This window comes from Pseudomonas sp. GGS8 (assembly GCF_024168645.1).
GTDB lineage: Bacteria > Pseudomonadota > Gammaproteobacteria > Pseudomonadales > Pseudomonadaceae > Aquipseudomonas.
In genome coordinates, this window is sequence record NZ_JALJWF010000001.1 from 3,083,672 (window position 1) to 3,098,560 (window position 14,889).

The 14,889-nt window shown below is 60.2% G+C and carries 13 protein-coding genes; 7 read left to right on the forward strand and 6 right to left on the reverse strand.

All coding sequences use genetic code 11. The annotated features are described in order from the left end of the window. Positions 1 to 111 precede the first annotated feature (111 nt). Entirely contained in the window at positions 112 to 1,572 is a 1,461-nt protein-coding gene (gene mltF / locus J3D54_RS13855; protein ID WP_253419024.1) for a membrane-bound lytic murein transglycosylase MltF, read from the reverse strand. 275 nt (positions 1,573 to 1,847) lie between these two features. Between mltF and purL the strand changes: the two genes are divergently transcribed. Together purL and J3D54_RS13865 are read left to right on the forward strand one after the other, a co-directional pair. Then, positions 1,848 to 5,744 carry a phosphoribosylformylglycinamidine synthase gene (purL, locus tag J3D54_RS13860; RefSeq protein ID WP_253419027.1) on the forward strand — a complete coding sequence of 1,299 codons (3,897 nt, stop codon included), beginning with the start codon at positions 1,848 to 1,850 and terminating at the stop codon, positions 5,742 to 5,744. A 20-nt stretch (positions 5,745 to 5,764) separates the two neighbouring features. After that, positions 5,765 to 6,076, forward strand: a complete 312-nt coding sequence (locus J3D54_RS13865; RefSeq protein ID WP_253419029.1) for a YqfO family protein — start codon at positions 5,765 to 5,767, stop codon at positions 6,074 to 6,076. A gap of 332 nt (positions 6,077 to 6,408) precedes the next feature. Here J3D54_RS13865 and J3D54_RS13870 read toward each other — a convergent pair whose 3' ends face one another. Together J3D54_RS13870 and J3D54_RS13875 are read right to left on the reverse strand one after the other, a co-directional pair. After that, positions 6,409 to 6,912 carry a murein L,D-transpeptidase family protein gene (locus J3D54_RS13870; protein ID WP_253419031.1) on the reverse strand — a complete coding sequence of 168 codons (504 nt, stop codon included), beginning with the start codon at positions 6,910 to 6,912 and terminating at the stop codon, positions 6,409 to 6,411. Between the two features lie 56 nt (positions 6,913 to 6,968). Next, positions 6,969 to 7,520 carry an NUDIX hydrolase gene (locus J3D54_RS13875; RefSeq protein ID WP_253419033.1) on the reverse strand — a complete coding sequence of 184 codons (552 nt, stop codon included), beginning with the start codon at positions 7,518 to 7,520 and terminating at the stop codon, positions 6,969 to 6,971. A 146-nt stretch (positions 7,521 to 7,666) separates the two neighbouring features. Here J3D54_RS13875 and J3D54_RS13880 point away from each other — a divergent pair, with 146 nt between their 5' ends. From J3D54_RS13880 to purT, 5 genes are all read left to right on the forward strand, one after another. Next, positions 7,667 to 8,266 (forward strand): CoA pyrophosphatase, encoded by a 600-nt coding sequence (locus tag J3D54_RS13880; protein WP_253419035.1) that lies wholly within the window; start codon positions 7,667 to 7,669, stop codon positions 8,264 to 8,266. A 68-nt stretch (positions 8,267 to 8,334) separates the two neighbouring features. Then, entirely contained in the window at positions 8,335 to 8,859 is a 525-nt protein-coding gene (locus J3D54_RS13885; protein WP_007954617.1) for a gamma carbonic anhydrase family protein, read from the forward strand. After that, positions 8,856 to 9,071: a DUF1289 domain-containing protein gene (locus J3D54_RS13890; RefSeq protein WP_019647761.1), complete on the forward strand. Its 216-nt coding sequence runs from the start codon at positions 8,856 to 8,858 to the stop codon at positions 9,069 to 9,071. The genes J3D54_RS13885 and J3D54_RS13890 overlap by 4 nt, the downstream gene beginning before the upstream one ends. Before the next feature lie 216 nt (positions 9,072 to 9,287). Further along, positions 9,288 to 9,755 (forward strand): VUT family protein, encoded by a 468-nt coding sequence (locus tag J3D54_RS13895; protein WP_253419037.1) that lies wholly within the window; start codon positions 9,288 to 9,290, stop codon positions 9,753 to 9,755. A 90-nt stretch (positions 9,756 to 9,845) separates the two neighbouring features. Next, complete coding sequence (gene purT / locus J3D54_RS13900; protein WP_253419039.1) at positions 9,846 to 11,027, forward strand: formate-dependent phosphoribosylglycinamide formyltransferase; 1,182 nt, start codon at positions 9,846 to 9,848, stop codon at positions 11,025 to 11,027. Between the two features lie 113 nt (positions 11,028 to 11,140). Here purT and J3D54_RS13905 read toward each other — a convergent pair whose 3' ends face one another. The 3 genes from J3D54_RS13905 to J3D54_RS13915 form a co-directional block, all read right to left on the reverse strand. Beyond that, positions 11,141 to 12,457 (reverse strand): MFS transporter, encoded by a 1,317-nt coding sequence (locus tag J3D54_RS13905; RefSeq protein ID WP_019581065.1) that lies wholly within the window; start codon positions 12,455 to 12,457, stop codon positions 11,141 to 11,143. A gap of 252 nt (positions 12,458 to 12,709) precedes the next feature. Beyond that, positions 12,710 to 13,942, reverse strand: a complete 1,233-nt coding sequence (locus tag J3D54_RS13910; protein ID WP_253419042.1) for a transporter associated domain-containing protein — start codon at positions 13,940 to 13,942, stop codon at positions 12,710 to 12,712. A 12-nt stretch (positions 13,943 to 13,954) separates the two neighbouring features. Beyond that, positions 13,955 to 14,767: an inner membrane protein YpjD gene (locus tag J3D54_RS13915; RefSeq protein WP_018927074.1), complete on the reverse strand. Its 813-nt coding sequence runs from the start codon at positions 14,765 to 14,767 to the stop codon at positions 13,955 to 13,957. Positions 14,768 to 14,889 lie beyond the last annotated feature (122 nt).

Here is a 14,889-nt window from a genome sequence, read left to right on the forward strand (position 1 = left end):
CGGGCAAGCCACGCTCCCACAGGTTTTGCGTCGAACACACAGTCGTCATTCAACGCAAAACCTGTGGGAGCGTGGCTTGCCCGCGATGGGGTCTTTGAAGGTTGCGAAGATTTAAAGCGGTGGGGTTTCCTGGCTCGGCTTGGTCTTGTCGACCCCCGGCACGTGCAGGTTGCCCTCGGCGACCTGGGTGCCTTCAAGCTGCGGCTGCGTGACCCACGTCAGAATGTCGTAGTAACGACGGATGTTCGCCACGAAATGCACTGGCTCGCCGCCACGGGCGTAGCCGTAACGGGTCTTGCTGTACCACTGTTTCTGTGACAGGCGCGGCAGGATCTTCTTCACGTCCAGCCACTTGTCCGGGTTCAACCCTTCCTTGGCCGCCAGTTTGCGCGCGTCATCCAGATGACCGCTGCCCACGTTGTAGGCTGCCAGCGCGAACCACGTGCGATCCGGCTCCTGGATCGACTCGTCCAGTTGATCCTTCATGTAGACCAGGTACTTCGCGCCGCCCATGATGCTCTGCTTGGGGTCGAGTCGATTGGACACGCCCATGGCTTGTGCCGTGTTCTGGGTCAGCATCATCAACCCGCGCACGCCGGTCTTGGACGTGACCGCCGCTTGCCACAACGACTCCTGATAGCCGATCGCCGCCAGCAGGCGCCAGTCGACTTTTTCTTTCTTGGCGGACGCCTTGAAGTGCTGTTCGTATTTGGGCAGCCGTTGCTGCAAGTGCTGGGCGAAGGTGGTGGCGCCCATGTAGCCGAGTACGTCGACATGCCCGTAGTAGCGGTCTTTGAGGCGTTGCAGGGTGCCGTTTTGCTTTACCTTGTCGAGGTAGGTGTTGATTTCGTTGAGCAGGCTGTTGTCATCGCCGGCGGCCACGGCCCAGCTCTGGTTGCTGGCATCACCGAGGTCGAAGGCGACCCGCACGTTGGGGAAGTAGACCTGGTTCATCGCCACTTCGTTGGAGTCGACCAGGGTCAGGTCGATCTGACCTTCGTCGACCATACGCAGCAGGTCGACGACTTCAACCGCGTCGGACTCTTCGTATTCAATGCCGGGATATTTCTTTTTCAGCTCTGCCAATTGCTCGGCGTGGGTGCTGCCCTTGAGCACCATGATCTTCTTGCCGACCAGATCGCCTGCGTCAGTCGGCCGCGACTGGCCGTTGCGATAGATGATCTGCGGGGTGACTTCGAGGTAGGAATGGGAAAACCGCACCTGCCTTTTGCGTTCCTCGCTGCTGACCAGGCCGGCAGCAGCCAGCACCGGGCCATTCGGCTTGCCCACCTGATTGAACAGGTCGTCGAGGTTGTCGGCGGTTTCGATCTTGAGTTCGACCCCCAGATCGTCGGCGAAGCGCTTCACCAGCTCGTATTCGAAGCCGGTTTCACCGTTGCGATCCTGAAAGTAGGTGGCGGGGCTGTTACGGGTAACCACCCGCAGCACGCCATCCTCCTTTACGCGCTCCAGCGTGTTGGGTTTATCAACACAGCCACTGAGCATCAGGAAGAGTCCGGTTGCGATCAGCCATTTGGCGTACCGCGGACGCAAAGCCGTTGGGGAAAACATCTGCGCAGTATACGCAAAGGACCACGAGCGCCATATCTCGACAGCGAAGGGCTTGTCTGCTAGAGCGCAAAAAAGCTGCTTGGAGCCCGCAGGAACGGCCCCGAACAGCTTTTTGTGACAGAAAAAATACCCCCCGGCGCACGCCTGTTCAAGGCCCGAATACCCGGGCCCGACGTTCGGGTGCAACCGCGCGTACCGTTTCGGGTGATGTCGCGGGCAGTTTAGGCTAGAATGCACGGCCTCAAAGCACACCCCTTCCCGAGGCTGTCCCGAAGATGTTGATCCTGCGCGGCGCTCCTGCCCTTTCTGCCTTTCGCCACAGCAAACTCCTTGAGCAACTGAGCCAGAAGGTTCCAGCTGTCAGCGGCTTGTATGCTGAATTCGCTCACTTCGCCGAAGTCACCGGCGTCCTGACCGGCGACGAACAGCAGGTGCTCGCGCGCCTTCTGAAGTACGGCCCTAGCGTTCCGGTACAAGAGCCCACTGGTCGTCTGTTCCTGGTGTTGCCGCGTTTCGGCACCATTTCGCCGTGGTCCAGTAAAGCCAGCGATATCGCTCGCAACTGCGGCCTGACCAAGATCCAGCGCCTGGAGCGCGGCATCGCGTTCTATGTCGCCGGCCAGTTCAGCGACGCCGAAGCGCAGCTGATCGCAGACGCGCTACATGACCGTATGACCCAGATCGTGCTGGGTAACCTCGAACAAGCCGCCGGCCTGTTCAGCCACGCCGAACCCAAGCCCCTGACCGCGATCGACGTGCTGGGCGGCGGCCGCGCCGCGCTGGAAAAAGCCAACACCGAGCTGGGCCTGGCCCTGGCCGAAGACGAAATCGACTACCTGGTCAACGCCTTCCTTGGTTTGAAGCGCGACCCGCACGACATCGAACTGATGATGTTCGCCCAGGCGAACTCCGAGCATTGCCGTCACAAGATCTTCAACGCCAGTTGGGACATCGACGGTCAGAGCCAGGAAAAAAGCCTGTTCGGCATGATCAAGAACACCTACCAGATGCATAGCGAAGGTGTTCTGTCGGCTTATAAGGACAACGCTTCGGTCATCGTCGGTTCCGTGGCCGGCCGTTTCTTCCCGGACCCTGAAACCCGCCAGTACGGCGCGGTGCAGGAACCGGTGCACATCCTGATGAAAGTCGAAACTCACAACCACCCGACCGCGATTGCCCCGTTCCCGGGCGCATCCACCGGCAGCGGCGGTGAGATTCGCGACGAAGGCGCCACCGGTCGCGGCGCCAAGCCAAAGGCTGGCCTGACCGGTTTCACCGTGTCGAACCTGCAGATTCCGGGCTTCGAACAGCCGTGGGAAGTGCCGTACGGCAAACCCGAGCGCATCGTTACCGCGCTGGACATCATGATCGAAGGCCCGTTGGGCGGCGCTGCATTCAACAATGAATTCGGCCGTCCGGCGTTGACCGGTTACTTCCGTACCTTCGAACAGTCGATCACCACGCCTCATGGCGACGAAGTTCGCGGTTACCACAAGCCGATCATGCTGGCTGGCGGTATGGGCAACATCCGTGAAGAACACGTCAAGAAAGGCGAAATCGTCGTTGGCTCCAAGCTGATCGTGCTTGGCGGCCCGGCGATGCTGATCGGTCTGGGCGGCGGCGCGGCTTCCTCCATGGCCACCGGCACCAGCTCGGCAGACCTGGACTTCGCTTCCGTACAACGTGAAAACCCTGAGATGGAGCGTCGTTGCCAGGAAGTCATCGACCGTTGCTGGCAACTGGGCGACAAAAACCCGATTAGCTTCATCCACGACGTCGGCGCGGGCGGTCTGTCCAACGCCTTCCCGGAACTGGTCAACGATGGCGACCGCGGTGGCCGTTTCGAACTGCGCAACATTCCAAATGACGAGCCGGGCATGGCCCCGCACGAAATCTGGAGTAACGAATCCCAGGAACGCTACGTTCTGGCGGTCGGTCCCGCGGACTTCGAACGCTTCCAGGCGATCTGTGAACGTGAGCGTTGCCCATTCGCGGTAGTCGGCGAAGCCACTGCCGAGCCGCAACTGACCGTGACCGACAGCCACTTTGGCAACAGCCCGGTGGACATGCCACTGGAAGTATTGCTGGGCAAAGCCCCACGCATGCACCGTTCGGTGGTTCGTGAAAACGAGCTGGGCGACGATTTCGATCCATCGACCCTCGACATCGCCAACTGCGTCGAGCGCGTCCTGCATCACCCGGCCGTGGCCAGCAAAAGCTTCCTGATCACCATCGGCGACCGTACCATCACCGGCCTTGTGGCCCGTGATCAGATGGTCGGCCCGTGGCAGGTTCCGGTGGCTGACGTTGCCGTTACCGCCACCAGCTTCGACGTTTATACCGGTGAAGCCATGGCCATGGGCGAGCGCACTCCGCTGGCTCTGCTGGACGCTCCGGCGTCGGGCCGCATGGCTATCGGCGAAACCCTGACCAACATCGCCGCCTCGCGCATCGCCAAGATCTCCGACATCAAACTGTCGGCGAACTGGATGTCCGCTGCCGGTCACCCAGGTGAAGACGCGCGTTTGTACGACACCGTGAAAGCGGTCGGTATGGAACTGTGCCCTGAGCTGGGCATCACCATTCCGGTGGGCAAGGACTCGATGTCCATGGCCACCCGCTGGAACGACGAAGGCGTCGATAAGGCGGTCACTTCGCCGATGTCGCTGATCGTGACCGGTTTCGCGCCAGTGGCTGATATCCGTCAGACCCTGACCCCGCAACTGCGCATGGACAAAGGCACCACCGACCTGATCCTGATCGATCTCGGTCGTGGTCAGAACCGCATGGGCGCCTCGATCCTCGCTCAGGTTCACGGCAAGCTGGGCAAGCAGGCACCGGACGTCGATGACGCCGAAGACCTGAAAGCCTTCTTCGCGGTGATCCAGGGTCTCAATGCCGACGGTCACCTGCTGGCTTACCACGACCGTTCCGACGGTGGTCTGCTGACCAGCGTGGTGGAAATGGCGTTTGCCGGTCACTGCGGCCTGAGCCTGAACCTCGACGGTCTGGCAGAAACCTCCGCCGACATCGCCGCGATCCTGTTCAACGAAGAACTGGGCGCTGTGATCCAGGTTCGCCAGGACTCCACCGCGGACATCCTCGCGCAGTTCAGCGCCGCTGGCCTGGGTGAGTGCGTGTCGGTGATCGGTCAGCCGATGAACAACGGCGAGATCAGCATCACGTTCAACGGCGATACCGTGTTCGAAGGTCAGCGTCGTCTGCTGCAACGTCAGTGGGCTGAAACCAGCTACCAGATCCAGCGTCTGCGTGACAACGCCGACTGCGCCGAACAAGAGTTCGACGTGCTACTGGAAGAAGACAACCCGGGCCTGAGCGTCAAGCTCAGCTACGACGTCAACCAGGACGTCGCCGCGCCTTACATCAAGAAAGGCATCCGCCCTCAGGTTGCCGTGCTGCGTGAGCAGGGCGTCAACGGTCAGGTGGAAATGGCGGCTGCGTTCGACCGTGCCGGTTTCAATGCGATCGACGTGCACATGAGTGACATTCTGGCCGGCCGTGTCGACCTGAACGACTTCAAGGGCATGGTCGCTTGCGGTGGTTTCTCCTACGGCGACGTACTGGGTGCCGGTGAAGGCTGGGCCAAGTCCGCGCTGTTCAACAGCCGCGCTCGCGATGCGTTCCAGGGTTTCTTCGAACGTACCGACAGCTTCACCCTCGGCGTGTGCAATGGTTGCCAGATGATGTCCAACCTGCACGAACTGATCCCGGGCAGCGAGTTCTGGCCGCACTTCGTGCGCAATCGTTCCGAGCAGTTCGAAGCCCGTGTGGCGATGGTACAGATCCAGGAGTCGAACTCGATCTTCCTGCAGGGCATGGCCGGTTCGCGCATGCCGATCGCCATCGCCCACGGTGAAGGCCATGCCGAATTCGCCAGCGAAGAAGCGTTGCTGCAAGCCGATCTGTCGGGTTGCGTGGCGATGCGTTTCGTCGACAACCACGGCAAGGTCACCGAGAAATACCCGGCCAACCCGAACGGCTCGCCGCGCGGGATCACCGGTTTGACCAGCCGCGACGGTCGCGTGACCATCATGATGCCGCACCCGGAGCGCGTGTTCCGCGCGGTGCAGAACTCGTGGCGTTCGGAAGACTGGAACGAAGACGCACCTTGGATGCGTATGTTCCGTAACGCTCGCGTCTGGGTGAACTAAGGGCAGGTGAGCTAAGCGCCATGTACAAGCTTTGCTTTTTTGTTCCGGCCAGTCATGTCGAGGTGGTCAAAAGCGCTGTATTCGCTGCCGGTGGCGGGCGGATCGGGGCTTACGATCACTGTGCCTGGCAGGTGTTTGGCTTGGGTCAGTTTCGTCCACTGGATGGCAGTCAGCCATTTATTGGCGAGGCTGGACAGGTCGAGCAGGTTGAGGAATGGAAGGTTGAGCTGGTGGTGGCGGATGAGTTGATTCGGGCGGTGGTGGTGGCTCTGAAAGAGAGTCATCCCTATGAGACGCCGGCTTATGAAGTGTGGCGACTGGAGGATTTTTGATCTTCTGGTCTGCTGAAATGAGAAACCCGCTGATTCGTCAGCGGGTTTTTTATTGCCCTGGATTTGACCGTTGAATCTGATCCGCGATCTTTTGATCTTGGCGGCCTTCGGGCCGACCATGTTCTTGTTGGTGGTGTACATATCCGTTACTGCGGTAACTGCAGCTTGCGGTTTCACCCTTACGGCGACTCCCTTTTTTACAAGCGCCTAAAAAAGGAAGCAAAAAACGCTCGGGTATGACTCACCCACATAGATAACAAAGCAGTTCAAGCACATAGGTAACAGTTTTTAACTGGCACTCGCCTCACTACGATTGACCAACGTCTCCAAGATTACGGGCGGATTTCGATCATCGTGCCGTCCGGTACCAGGCCCCAGACTTCGCGCATGTCCATGTTGCGCATGGCGATGCAGCCGTCGGTCCAGTCCAGGGTGTGGAACAGGTCTTCGGGGTTGTCTTCGGTGTCCGGGGTGCCGTGGATCATGATCATGCCGCCAGGCTCGACGCCTTCGCGCCGGGCGCGGGCGGAGTCGCTGACGTTGGGATAGGAGATGTGCATCGCCAGGTTGAAACGCTCGCTGGTCTTGCGCCAGTCCAGCCAGTAAAGGCCTTCGGGGGTGCGCTTATCACCTTCCATCAGTTTTGGGCCGATGGGGCGTTTGCCCAGGGAAATGCGATAGGTCTTGAACGGCTTGCCGTCATTGATCAATTGCAACTGGTGGGCCGATTTGAGGACCAGAACTTTCTCGATGACTTTGCCGTCCAGAGGGGCCGCGACGGAAGCCTGGGAGACTGCGACGAACGATAAGCAAAACAGGGCAAGCAACCAGCGCATTGAAACGATATCCCTAAGAGGTGTCGCGACTATTTTGGTTTTTAATTAACAATAGTTTAGATGATGGCAGGCTGAGCAAGTGGCGGGATCGATTCGGACCGCACGGGATAGACCTCGGCCCGCCGATCAGCGAAGAAGCATTCTAATGTACGCCCCACTGTGCGGAAAGCCAGTTCGCCCCAAGGGATATCGGCCTCTTCGAACAGCTGCACTTCCAGGCTCTCCGGGCCTGCGCGAAAATCCAGATCCACCAGCTCAGCGCGAAAGAACACATGCACCTGACTGATGTGCGGCACATCGATCAGTGTATAGATGCTCAGGTTGCGTACTCGGGCGCAAGCTTCTTCGGCGGTCTCGCGAATGGCGGCCTGTTCGATGGTCTCACCGTTTTCCATGAATCCTGCGGGCAGGGTCCAGTAACCGAGCCGTGGCTCGATGGCGCGACGGCACAGCAATATCTTCGAACCCCAGACCGGCACGCAACCGGCGACGATATTGGGGTTCTGGTAATGAATGGTATGACAGCTGTCGCAGACAAAACGCAGGCGCGAATCGCCTTCGGGAATGCGCTGAGTCACCGGGTTGCCGCATTGACTGCAAAATTTCATGCTTGGGTTCCTGAATGCTGCGCCTATCTTGGCGTGCAGCGGTGTCGGTCGGCAAGTTGTCGTTTCGCGACATGAGGCTTTCCGGGGGTTGGGCGGGCGGTGCGATTGGTGCATGATGCAGGGTAAGGCACAGATCGAGAAGACTCATGCTGGACGAGCTACTGCACCGGGTAAGCAATCACACGCCGCGTACGCTGGAAACCGACCGACGTTTTCCCGAAGCCGCGGTATTGGTGCCCATCACGCGCAGTGACGAACCGGAACTGGTCCTGACCCTTCGCGCCAGCGGGCTCTCGACCCATGGCGGTGAAGTGGCTTTTCCCGGCGGTCGTCGCGACCCTGAAGATCCTGATCTGATCTTTACCGCCCTGCGCGAAGCCGAAGAAGAAATCGGCCTGCCGCCGGGGCTGGTCGAAGTGATCGGCCCGCTGAGCCCGCTGATCTCTCTGCACGGCATCAAAGTCACGCCCTATGTCGGCGTGATTCCGGATTTCGTCGAATACCTGGCCAACGATGCCGAGATCGCGGCGGTGTTCAGCGTGCCCCTGGAATTCTTCCGCATGGATCCGCGCGAGCACACTCATCGCATCGACTACCAGGGCCATAGTTGGTACGTGCCGAGCTACCGTTATGGCGAGTACAAGATCTGGGGGCTGACGGCGATTATGATCGTCGAGTTGATCAACCTGCTCTATGACGCGAAAATCAGCCTGCATCAACCGCCCAAGAGTTTTATCAACACCTGAAGCCATCGCTCGTATGGCGTGAATCCTGCTTTTCGCTAGTGAGCCAGCCTGGCCTTGAGGACAACAAGATGAAATACCGCCTGGGCGACGCCCGCGTCGAGACCCATCCGCAGAGTTGGGTCGCGCCCAATGCCGTGCTGGTGGGCAAGGTCAAACTGGAAGAGGGCGCCAACGTCTGGTTCAACGCCGTGTTGCGTGGCGATAACGAATTGATCCTGATCGGCAAGAACAGCAACGTGCAGGACGGCACCGTGATGCACACTGACATGGGCTACCCGCTGACCATCGGTACCGGCGTGACCATCGGCCACAACGCCATGCTCCACGGCTGCACGGTGGGCGATTACAGCCTGATCGGCATCAACGCGGTGATCCTCAACGGCGCGAAAATCGGCAAGAACTGCATCATCGGCGCCAATTCGCTGATCGGTGAGGGCAAGGAAATTCCGGACGGTTCGCTGGTCATGGGCTCGCCGGGCAAGGTGGTGCGCGAGCTGACCGAGCCGCAGAAGAAGATGCTCGAAGCCAGCGCCGCGCACTATGTGCACAACTCGCAGCGTTATGCCCGTGATCTGGTCGAGCAGGAAGAATGAGCGCCACTGAGCGACCGGTTCCATCGCCGTGCGTGAGCATTTGTGCGCTGGATGAAGATGACATTTGCACCGGGTGTCAGCGCACGGTGGAAGAAATCACCCGCTGGAGCCGAATGGACAACGAGGAACGGCGCAAAGTGTTGGGGTTGTGTCATGAACGGGCGAAATCGAGCGGGCTGATCTGGATGTTGCCTTCCAAATCCGATTCCTGATTTTTTGTGGTAGCGCGGCTTTTGTGGCGAGGGGCTTGCCCCCGTTGCGTTGCGAAGCGGCGCTAAACCTGCGACTTCATTCTTTCAGGCGTACGGCGTTTGCTGATTTTATGACTGCTGCGCAGCCGAACGGGGGCGAGCCCCCTTCGCCACAGGTTATCTGTGCGCTGAAGATGAAGTACCCTGTGCACAAAATTGACAGGTACTCCCCGCCCCATGCTCAACCTTATCGCCTACATCAGCAGCGTCGTGCTGATCAATTACGCCTTTTCCACTGCCCCGCACCTGGACATCATCTGGTCGGCCTGGGGTGGCCTGGTGTTCGTGCTGCGCGACTTGGTGCAAACCCGTTTCGGCCATGGCGCGATCGTGGCGATGCTGGTGGCGCTGATGCTGTCCTACGTCACCTCCGATCCGTCGATTGCCCTGGCCAGCGCCACGGCGTTCGCTGTCTCCGAGTGCATCGACTGGCTGGTGTTCAGCCTCACCAAGCGGCCTTTGCACGATCGCCTGTGGATAAGTTCGGCCCTGAGCATCCCGTTGGACACCTTTATCTTCTTCGGCATGATCGATGCGCTCACACCGGGCGTGATCCTGACTGCGCTGGGTTCGAAGTTCGCGGGTGTCACCGTGGTCTGGTTGGTCATGGCCTGGCGCCTGCGCAAACAGGCCGTCGTCAGCTGAAGCCAAACCCTCAGGTTCATGTAAAATGCGGCGCTTTCTCCCCATGGGAAGCGCGCTTCCCTCGATGATCCGCTCCTTTGAGGACCTGAGATGACCCGTATCGGAACTCCATTGTCGCCAACCGCGACCCGCGTATTGCTGTGTGGCTGTGGTGAGTTGGGCAAGGAAGTGGTGATCGAGCTGCAACGCCTGGGCGTTGAAGTGATTGCCGTGGATCGCTACGCCAATGCGCCAGCCATGCAAGTCGCCCATCGCAGCCATGTGATCAACATGCTCGACGGCACCGCCCTGCGTGCGGTGATCGAAGCCGAGAAGCCACACTTCATCGTGCCGGAAATCGAAGCCATCGCCACCGCGACCCTGGTGGAGCTGGAGTCCGAAGGCTTCACCGTGATCCCGACTGCCCGCGCCGCGCAGCTGACCATGAACCGCGAAGGTATCCGTCGCCTGGCCGCTGAAGAGCTGGACCTGCCGACGTCGCCGTACCACTTCGCCGACACCTTCGAGGATTACCGCAAGGCAGTCGAAGACTTGGGCTTCCCGTGCGTGGTCAAACCGGTCATGAGTTCCTCGGGCAAGGGCCAGAGCTTGCTGCGCAGCGTCGATGACGTGCAGAAAGCCTGGGATTACGCTCAAGAAGGTGGCCGCGCCGGTAAAGGCCGCGTGATTATCGAAGGCTTCATCGACTTCGACTATGAAATTACCCTGCTGACCGTGCGTCACGTTGGCGGCACGACGTTCTGTGCGCCTGTCGGTCACCGTCAGGAGAAGGGCGACTACCAGGAATCCTGGCAGCCACAAGCCATGAGCCCGATTGCTTTGGCGGAATCCGAGCGCGTTGCCAAAGCGGTCACCGAAGCCTTGGGCGGTCGTGGCTTGTTTGGCGTCGAGTTGTTCATCAAGGGTGATCAGGTGTGGTTCAGCGAAGTCTCGCCGCGCCCACATGACACCGGTCTGGTAACCCTTATTTCCCAGGACCTGTCGCAGTTCGCGCTGCACGCACGGGCGATCCTGGGCCTGCCGATCCCATTGATTCGTCAGTTCGGCCCATCGGCGTCAGCGGTCATTCTGGTGGAAGGGCAGTCGACTCAAACTGCTTTCGCCAACTTGGGCGCTGCGTTGAGCGAGCCGGATACCGCGTTGCGCCTGTTCGGCAAGCCTGAGGTCAATGGCCAGCGGCGGATGGGTGTGGCGTTGGCGCGTGATGAGTCGATTGAGGCCGCACGGGCTAAAGCGACCCGCGCTGCTCAGGCCGTTGTTGTAGAGCTGTAACCGAGGCGTGGCCATCGCGGGCAAGCCCGCTCCCACAGGATTTTCGGCGAGTCACAAATTTTGTGTACACCCGAATACCCTGTGGGAGCGGGCTTGCCCGCGATGGCGGCCTGTCAGGCAACCCGATTCAAATCGTTATTGCGCGTTTCCTTCAGGCACAGCACCGCTATCAAACTCAGCACCGCCGCTCCCGACACATACCCGCCGACATAACTCAAACCACCCATCGCCACCAGTTTCTGCGCAAAGAACGGCGCCGCCGAGGCTCCGACAATACCGCCCAGGTTGTAAGCGGCCGATGCGCCGGTATAGCGAACATGTGTCGGAAACAGCTCCGGCAGCAGTGCGCCCATTGGCGCGAACGTCACGCCCATCAGAAACAGTTCGATGCACAGGAACAGCGCCACGCCCCAGGTCGAGCCATGGGTCAGCAGCGGTTCCATCAAGAATCCGGACAGAATCGCCAGCACGCCGCCGATGATCAGCACCGGCTTGCGCCCGAAACGATCACTGGCCCAGGCCGACAGCGGTGTCGCGGCTGCCATGAACAGCACCGCGAAACACAGCAGAGCGAGGAAGGTTTCCCGGGTGTAACCGAGCGTCGACACGCCGTAACTCAGCGAAAACACTGTCGAGATGTAGAACAGCGCATAGCACACCACCATCGAGCCGGCCCCCAACAGCATCGGCGCCCAATATTGGCTGAACAGCTCGACCAGCGGGATCTTCACTCGCTCCTGACGAGCCACGGCGTTGGCGAACACTGGGGTTTCGTGGAGTTTGAGGCGTACGTACAAGCCCACCATCACCAGTGCGGCGCTGAGCAGAAACGGAATCCGCCAGCCCCACGAACGAAACTGCTCGTCGTTCAGGCTCATGGCCAGGGTCAGGAACAGGCCGTTGGCCGCCAGAAACCCTATCGATGGGCCGAGCTGCGGAAACATGCCGAACCAGGCGCGCTTACCTTTGGGCGCGTTCTCCGTGGCCAGCAATGCGGCGCCGCCCCATTCACCACCCAGCCCCAGGCCCTGGCCGAAGCGCAGCACACAAAGCAGGATCGGCGCCCAGGCGCCAATGCTGTCGTAACCCGGCAGCACGCCGATCAGCGTGGTGCACACGCCCATCAGCAGCAAGGATGCAACCAGTGTCGATTTGCGCCCGATGCGGTCACCGAAATGGCCGAACAGCGCCGAACCCAATGGGCGTGCAAGGAAGGCGATACCGAAGGTGAGGAACGCCGACAACATCTGGGCGGTGCCGGAGGTTTGCGGAAAAAACACCGGGCCGATCACCAGCGCCGCGGCAGTGGCGTAGACGTAGAAGTCGTAGAACTCGATGGCCGTGCCGATGAAACTCGCGGTAGCCACGCGGGTGGCGGAGTTTGTCGGTTGCGCAGGCGCGGTGTCGCTGAACGTTGTGCTGGTCGTCATGTCGTTATCCCTGACAGTCATGTGCCCCAGTGGAGCGAATTATTATGGTCGAATACCCAGGGATGTGGGTTGAGACACGGTCGCTGTTCAAGGTAGGAACAGTCGCCGCAGTGGTACGGATGTTGTCGAAGATCTGGCCGGAACCTGCTGCATGCGGGGTAAGCATGTGGTTCGGTGGGAGGCTTGGGTAAGCCGGCTCGATTATAGGAAGGTGGCTAACTATCGAACAAGAGGTGCGGTTGTTTTAACCCATTAACGGATAAGCGCGGGCACTGAGCTGGTATGCCAGATCAGCACGCGCGTGACGCGATTCTCTTCAGTTTCCAGAATCTCCAGCCGATATCGGCCGATCTTCAGGCACACCGCACTGTCCGGAATCGTCTCCAGCGCCTCGGTCACCAACCCGTTGAGGGTTTTCGGACCATCGCTGGGCAGGTGCCAGCCAAGGCTCTTGTTCAGCTCGCGGATGGATGCCGCGCCATCAATCACCAGTCGGCCATCGGCCTGTGGGTGAATGTGCGGGTTATCCAGGCTGTGCTGGCTTTCGAACTCGCCGACGATCTCTTCGAGAATGTCTTCCAGGGTCACGATGCCCAGCACTTCCCCGTACTCGTCGACCACCATGCCCAAGCGCCGCTGTTGTTTGTGGAAGTTCAGCAGTTGCAGCTGCAACGGTGTGCTTTCCGGCACGAAGTATGGTTCGTGACTGGCCGCCAGCAGCGCTTCCACGGTCAGGCTTGAATCCGGCAACAAATGACGGATCTGCCGGGTGTTGAGCACCGCTTCAACCTGATTGATGTCGCTGTGGAATACCGGCAGACGGGTGCGCCTGTTGTGGCGCAGTTGCTCGATGATTTCTTCGAGGGGGTCGTCCAGGTTGATCCCGTCGACGTCACTGCGTGGCACCAGAATGTCGTTGACCGTGATGTTATCCAGTGCGTGGATGCCTGACAGTGGGCGATAGGCTGCGTGTTCGTGGTCGTCGTGTCGATCTGCCGGTGCCTCGTCTTCACTTTGCTGCACCACGTTGACCTTGCGGGCGAATGGCCGCATCAGCTGTTGGCTGATGCCATTGAGTAGCCACGCGGCGGGATAGACGATTTTCAACGGTATGCCGAGCAATGTGTTGCCCAAGGCCAGGACGGCGTCCGGATAGCGGGCGGCGATGGAGCGTGGCAGGTAGTCGGCGAACACCACCAACACCGCACCGGCACCGAGGCAGGCAATCCAGGGGCCGTTTTGTGCCCAAGTGAAAATCGCCAGCAAGGTGCTGATGACCACCACTAGCGCGCGGCACAAGGTGTTGCAGAGGATCAGGCTGTTGAGCGGGAAACTCAGCCTGGCCACGGGTTTGTCGCTGGAGCGTGAGGCTGTGCGCTGGGCCAGCAACTGCTGTTGTGCAACTTCGATGGCGGTAAACAGCCCCGACCATAAAATCAGCAGTGCCAGCACCGCAAGCATCGGCCCTATGGGCAAGTCGTCCATTAATGCCGCCCGTCAGATGTGCAGAATGTATTCGCGGACCAGCTTGCTGCCGAAATACGCCAGCATCAGCAGGCAGAAACCGGCAAGGGTCCAGCGGATGGCTTTGTGTCCGCGCCAGCCGAGACGGTTGCGCCCCCAGAGCAGCACGCTGAACACGATCCAGGCCAGGCACGCCAGCAGGGTTTTATGCACCAGATGCTGGGCGAACAGGTTCTCGACGAACAGCCAGCCGGAAATCAGTGACAACGACAGCAGACTCCAGCCGGCCCAGAGGAAGCCGAACAGCAGGCTTTCCATGGTTTGCAGCGGTGGGAAGTTCTTGATCAGCCCGGACGGATGCTTGTGCTTGAGCTGATGGTCCTGAACCAGCAGCAGCAAGGCCTGGAACACCGCGATGGTGAACATGCCGTAAGCGAGGATCGACAGGAGAATGTGGGCGAGAATGCCGGGTTCTTCGTCGATGACCTGCACCGTGCCGGCGGGGGCGAACTGGGCCAGCAACACCGTTGCGGCGCCCAGCGGAAACAGTAACACAAGGAGGTTTTCCACCGGTATCCGTGAGCAGGCCAGCAGGGTCAGGGCGATGACCGCTGCGGCAATCAGGCTGGCGGCGCTGAAAAAGTCCAGCGCCAGGCCGACCGGAGTCAGCAGATAGCTGATCAGGCTGGCGCTGTGGGCCAGCACGGCCAGCACGCCGAGCGTGACCAGCAGGCGTTTGTTCGCCTTGGCGCCGGTGGCCAGACGAGTGCCTTGATAGAAGGTCGCAGCGGCATATAAGCAGGCGGCGGCGAGGGTGGTAAGCAAGCTGGGTGACAAGGGGAGCATAAATCCTGTTAGGCAGGCCCGAAAGGCGTTGAGTTTGGCATAGAACCCACACGGCACGAAAGACCATACAAGCTGACGGCGAGGTGTCCGCCAGACGCAGTCTTCGCTATAATCCGCGACCT

What these genes read in the sequence shown, in the direction of transcription:
- purT (WP_253419039.1), top strand. Translation starts at nt 9,846, where the DNA reads ATGACCCGTATCGGAACTCCATTGTCGCCAACCGCGACCCGCGTATTG.
- purL (WP_253419027.1), top strand. Translation starts at nt 1,848, where the DNA reads ATGTTGATCCTGCGCGGCGCTCCTGCCCTTTCTGCCTTTCGCCACAGC.
- mltF (WP_253419024.1), bottom strand. Translation starts at nt 1,572, where the DNA reads ATGTTTTCCCCAACGGCTTTGCGTCCGCGGTACGCCAAATGGCTGATC.
- J3D54_RS13890 (WP_019647761.1), top strand. Translation starts at nt 8,856, where the DNA reads ATGAGCGCCACTGAGCGACCGGTTCCATCGCCGTGCGTGAGCATTTGT.
- J3D54_RS13910 (WP_253419042.1), bottom strand. Translation starts at nt 13,942, where the DNA reads ATGGACGACTTGCCCATAGGGCCGATGCTTGCGGTGCTGGCACTGCTG.
- J3D54_RS13870 (WP_253419031.1), bottom strand. Translation starts at nt 6,912, where the DNA reads ATGCGCTGGTTGCTTGCCCTGTTTTGCTTATCGTTCGTCGCAGTCTCC.
- J3D54_RS13905 (WP_019581065.1), bottom strand. Translation starts at nt 12,457, where the DNA reads ATGACGACCAGCACAACGTTCAGCGACACCGCGCCTGCGCAACCGACA.
- J3D54_RS13880 (WP_253419035.1), top strand. Translation starts at nt 7,667, where the DNA reads ATGCTGGACGAGCTACTGCACCGGGTAAGCAATCACACGCCGCGTACG.
- J3D54_RS13885 (WP_007954617.1), top strand. Translation starts at nt 8,335, where the DNA reads ATGAAATACCGCCTGGGCGACGCCCGCGTCGAGACCCATCCGCAGAGT.
- J3D54_RS13865 (WP_253419029.1), top strand. Translation starts at nt 5,765, where the DNA reads ATGTACAAGCTTTGCTTTTTTGTTCCGGCCAGTCATGTCGAGGTGGTC.
- J3D54_RS13875 (WP_253419033.1), bottom strand. Translation starts at nt 7,520, where the DNA reads ATGAAATTTTGCAGTCAATGCGGCAACCCGGTGACTCAGCGCATTCCC.
- J3D54_RS13915 (WP_018927074.1), bottom strand. Translation starts at nt 14,767, where the DNA reads ATGCTCCCCTTGTCACCCAGCTTGCTTACCACCCTCGCCGCCGCCTGC.
- J3D54_RS13895 (WP_253419037.1), top strand. Translation starts at nt 9,288, where the DNA reads ATGCTCAACCTTATCGCCTACATCAGCAGCGTCGTGCTGATCAATTAC.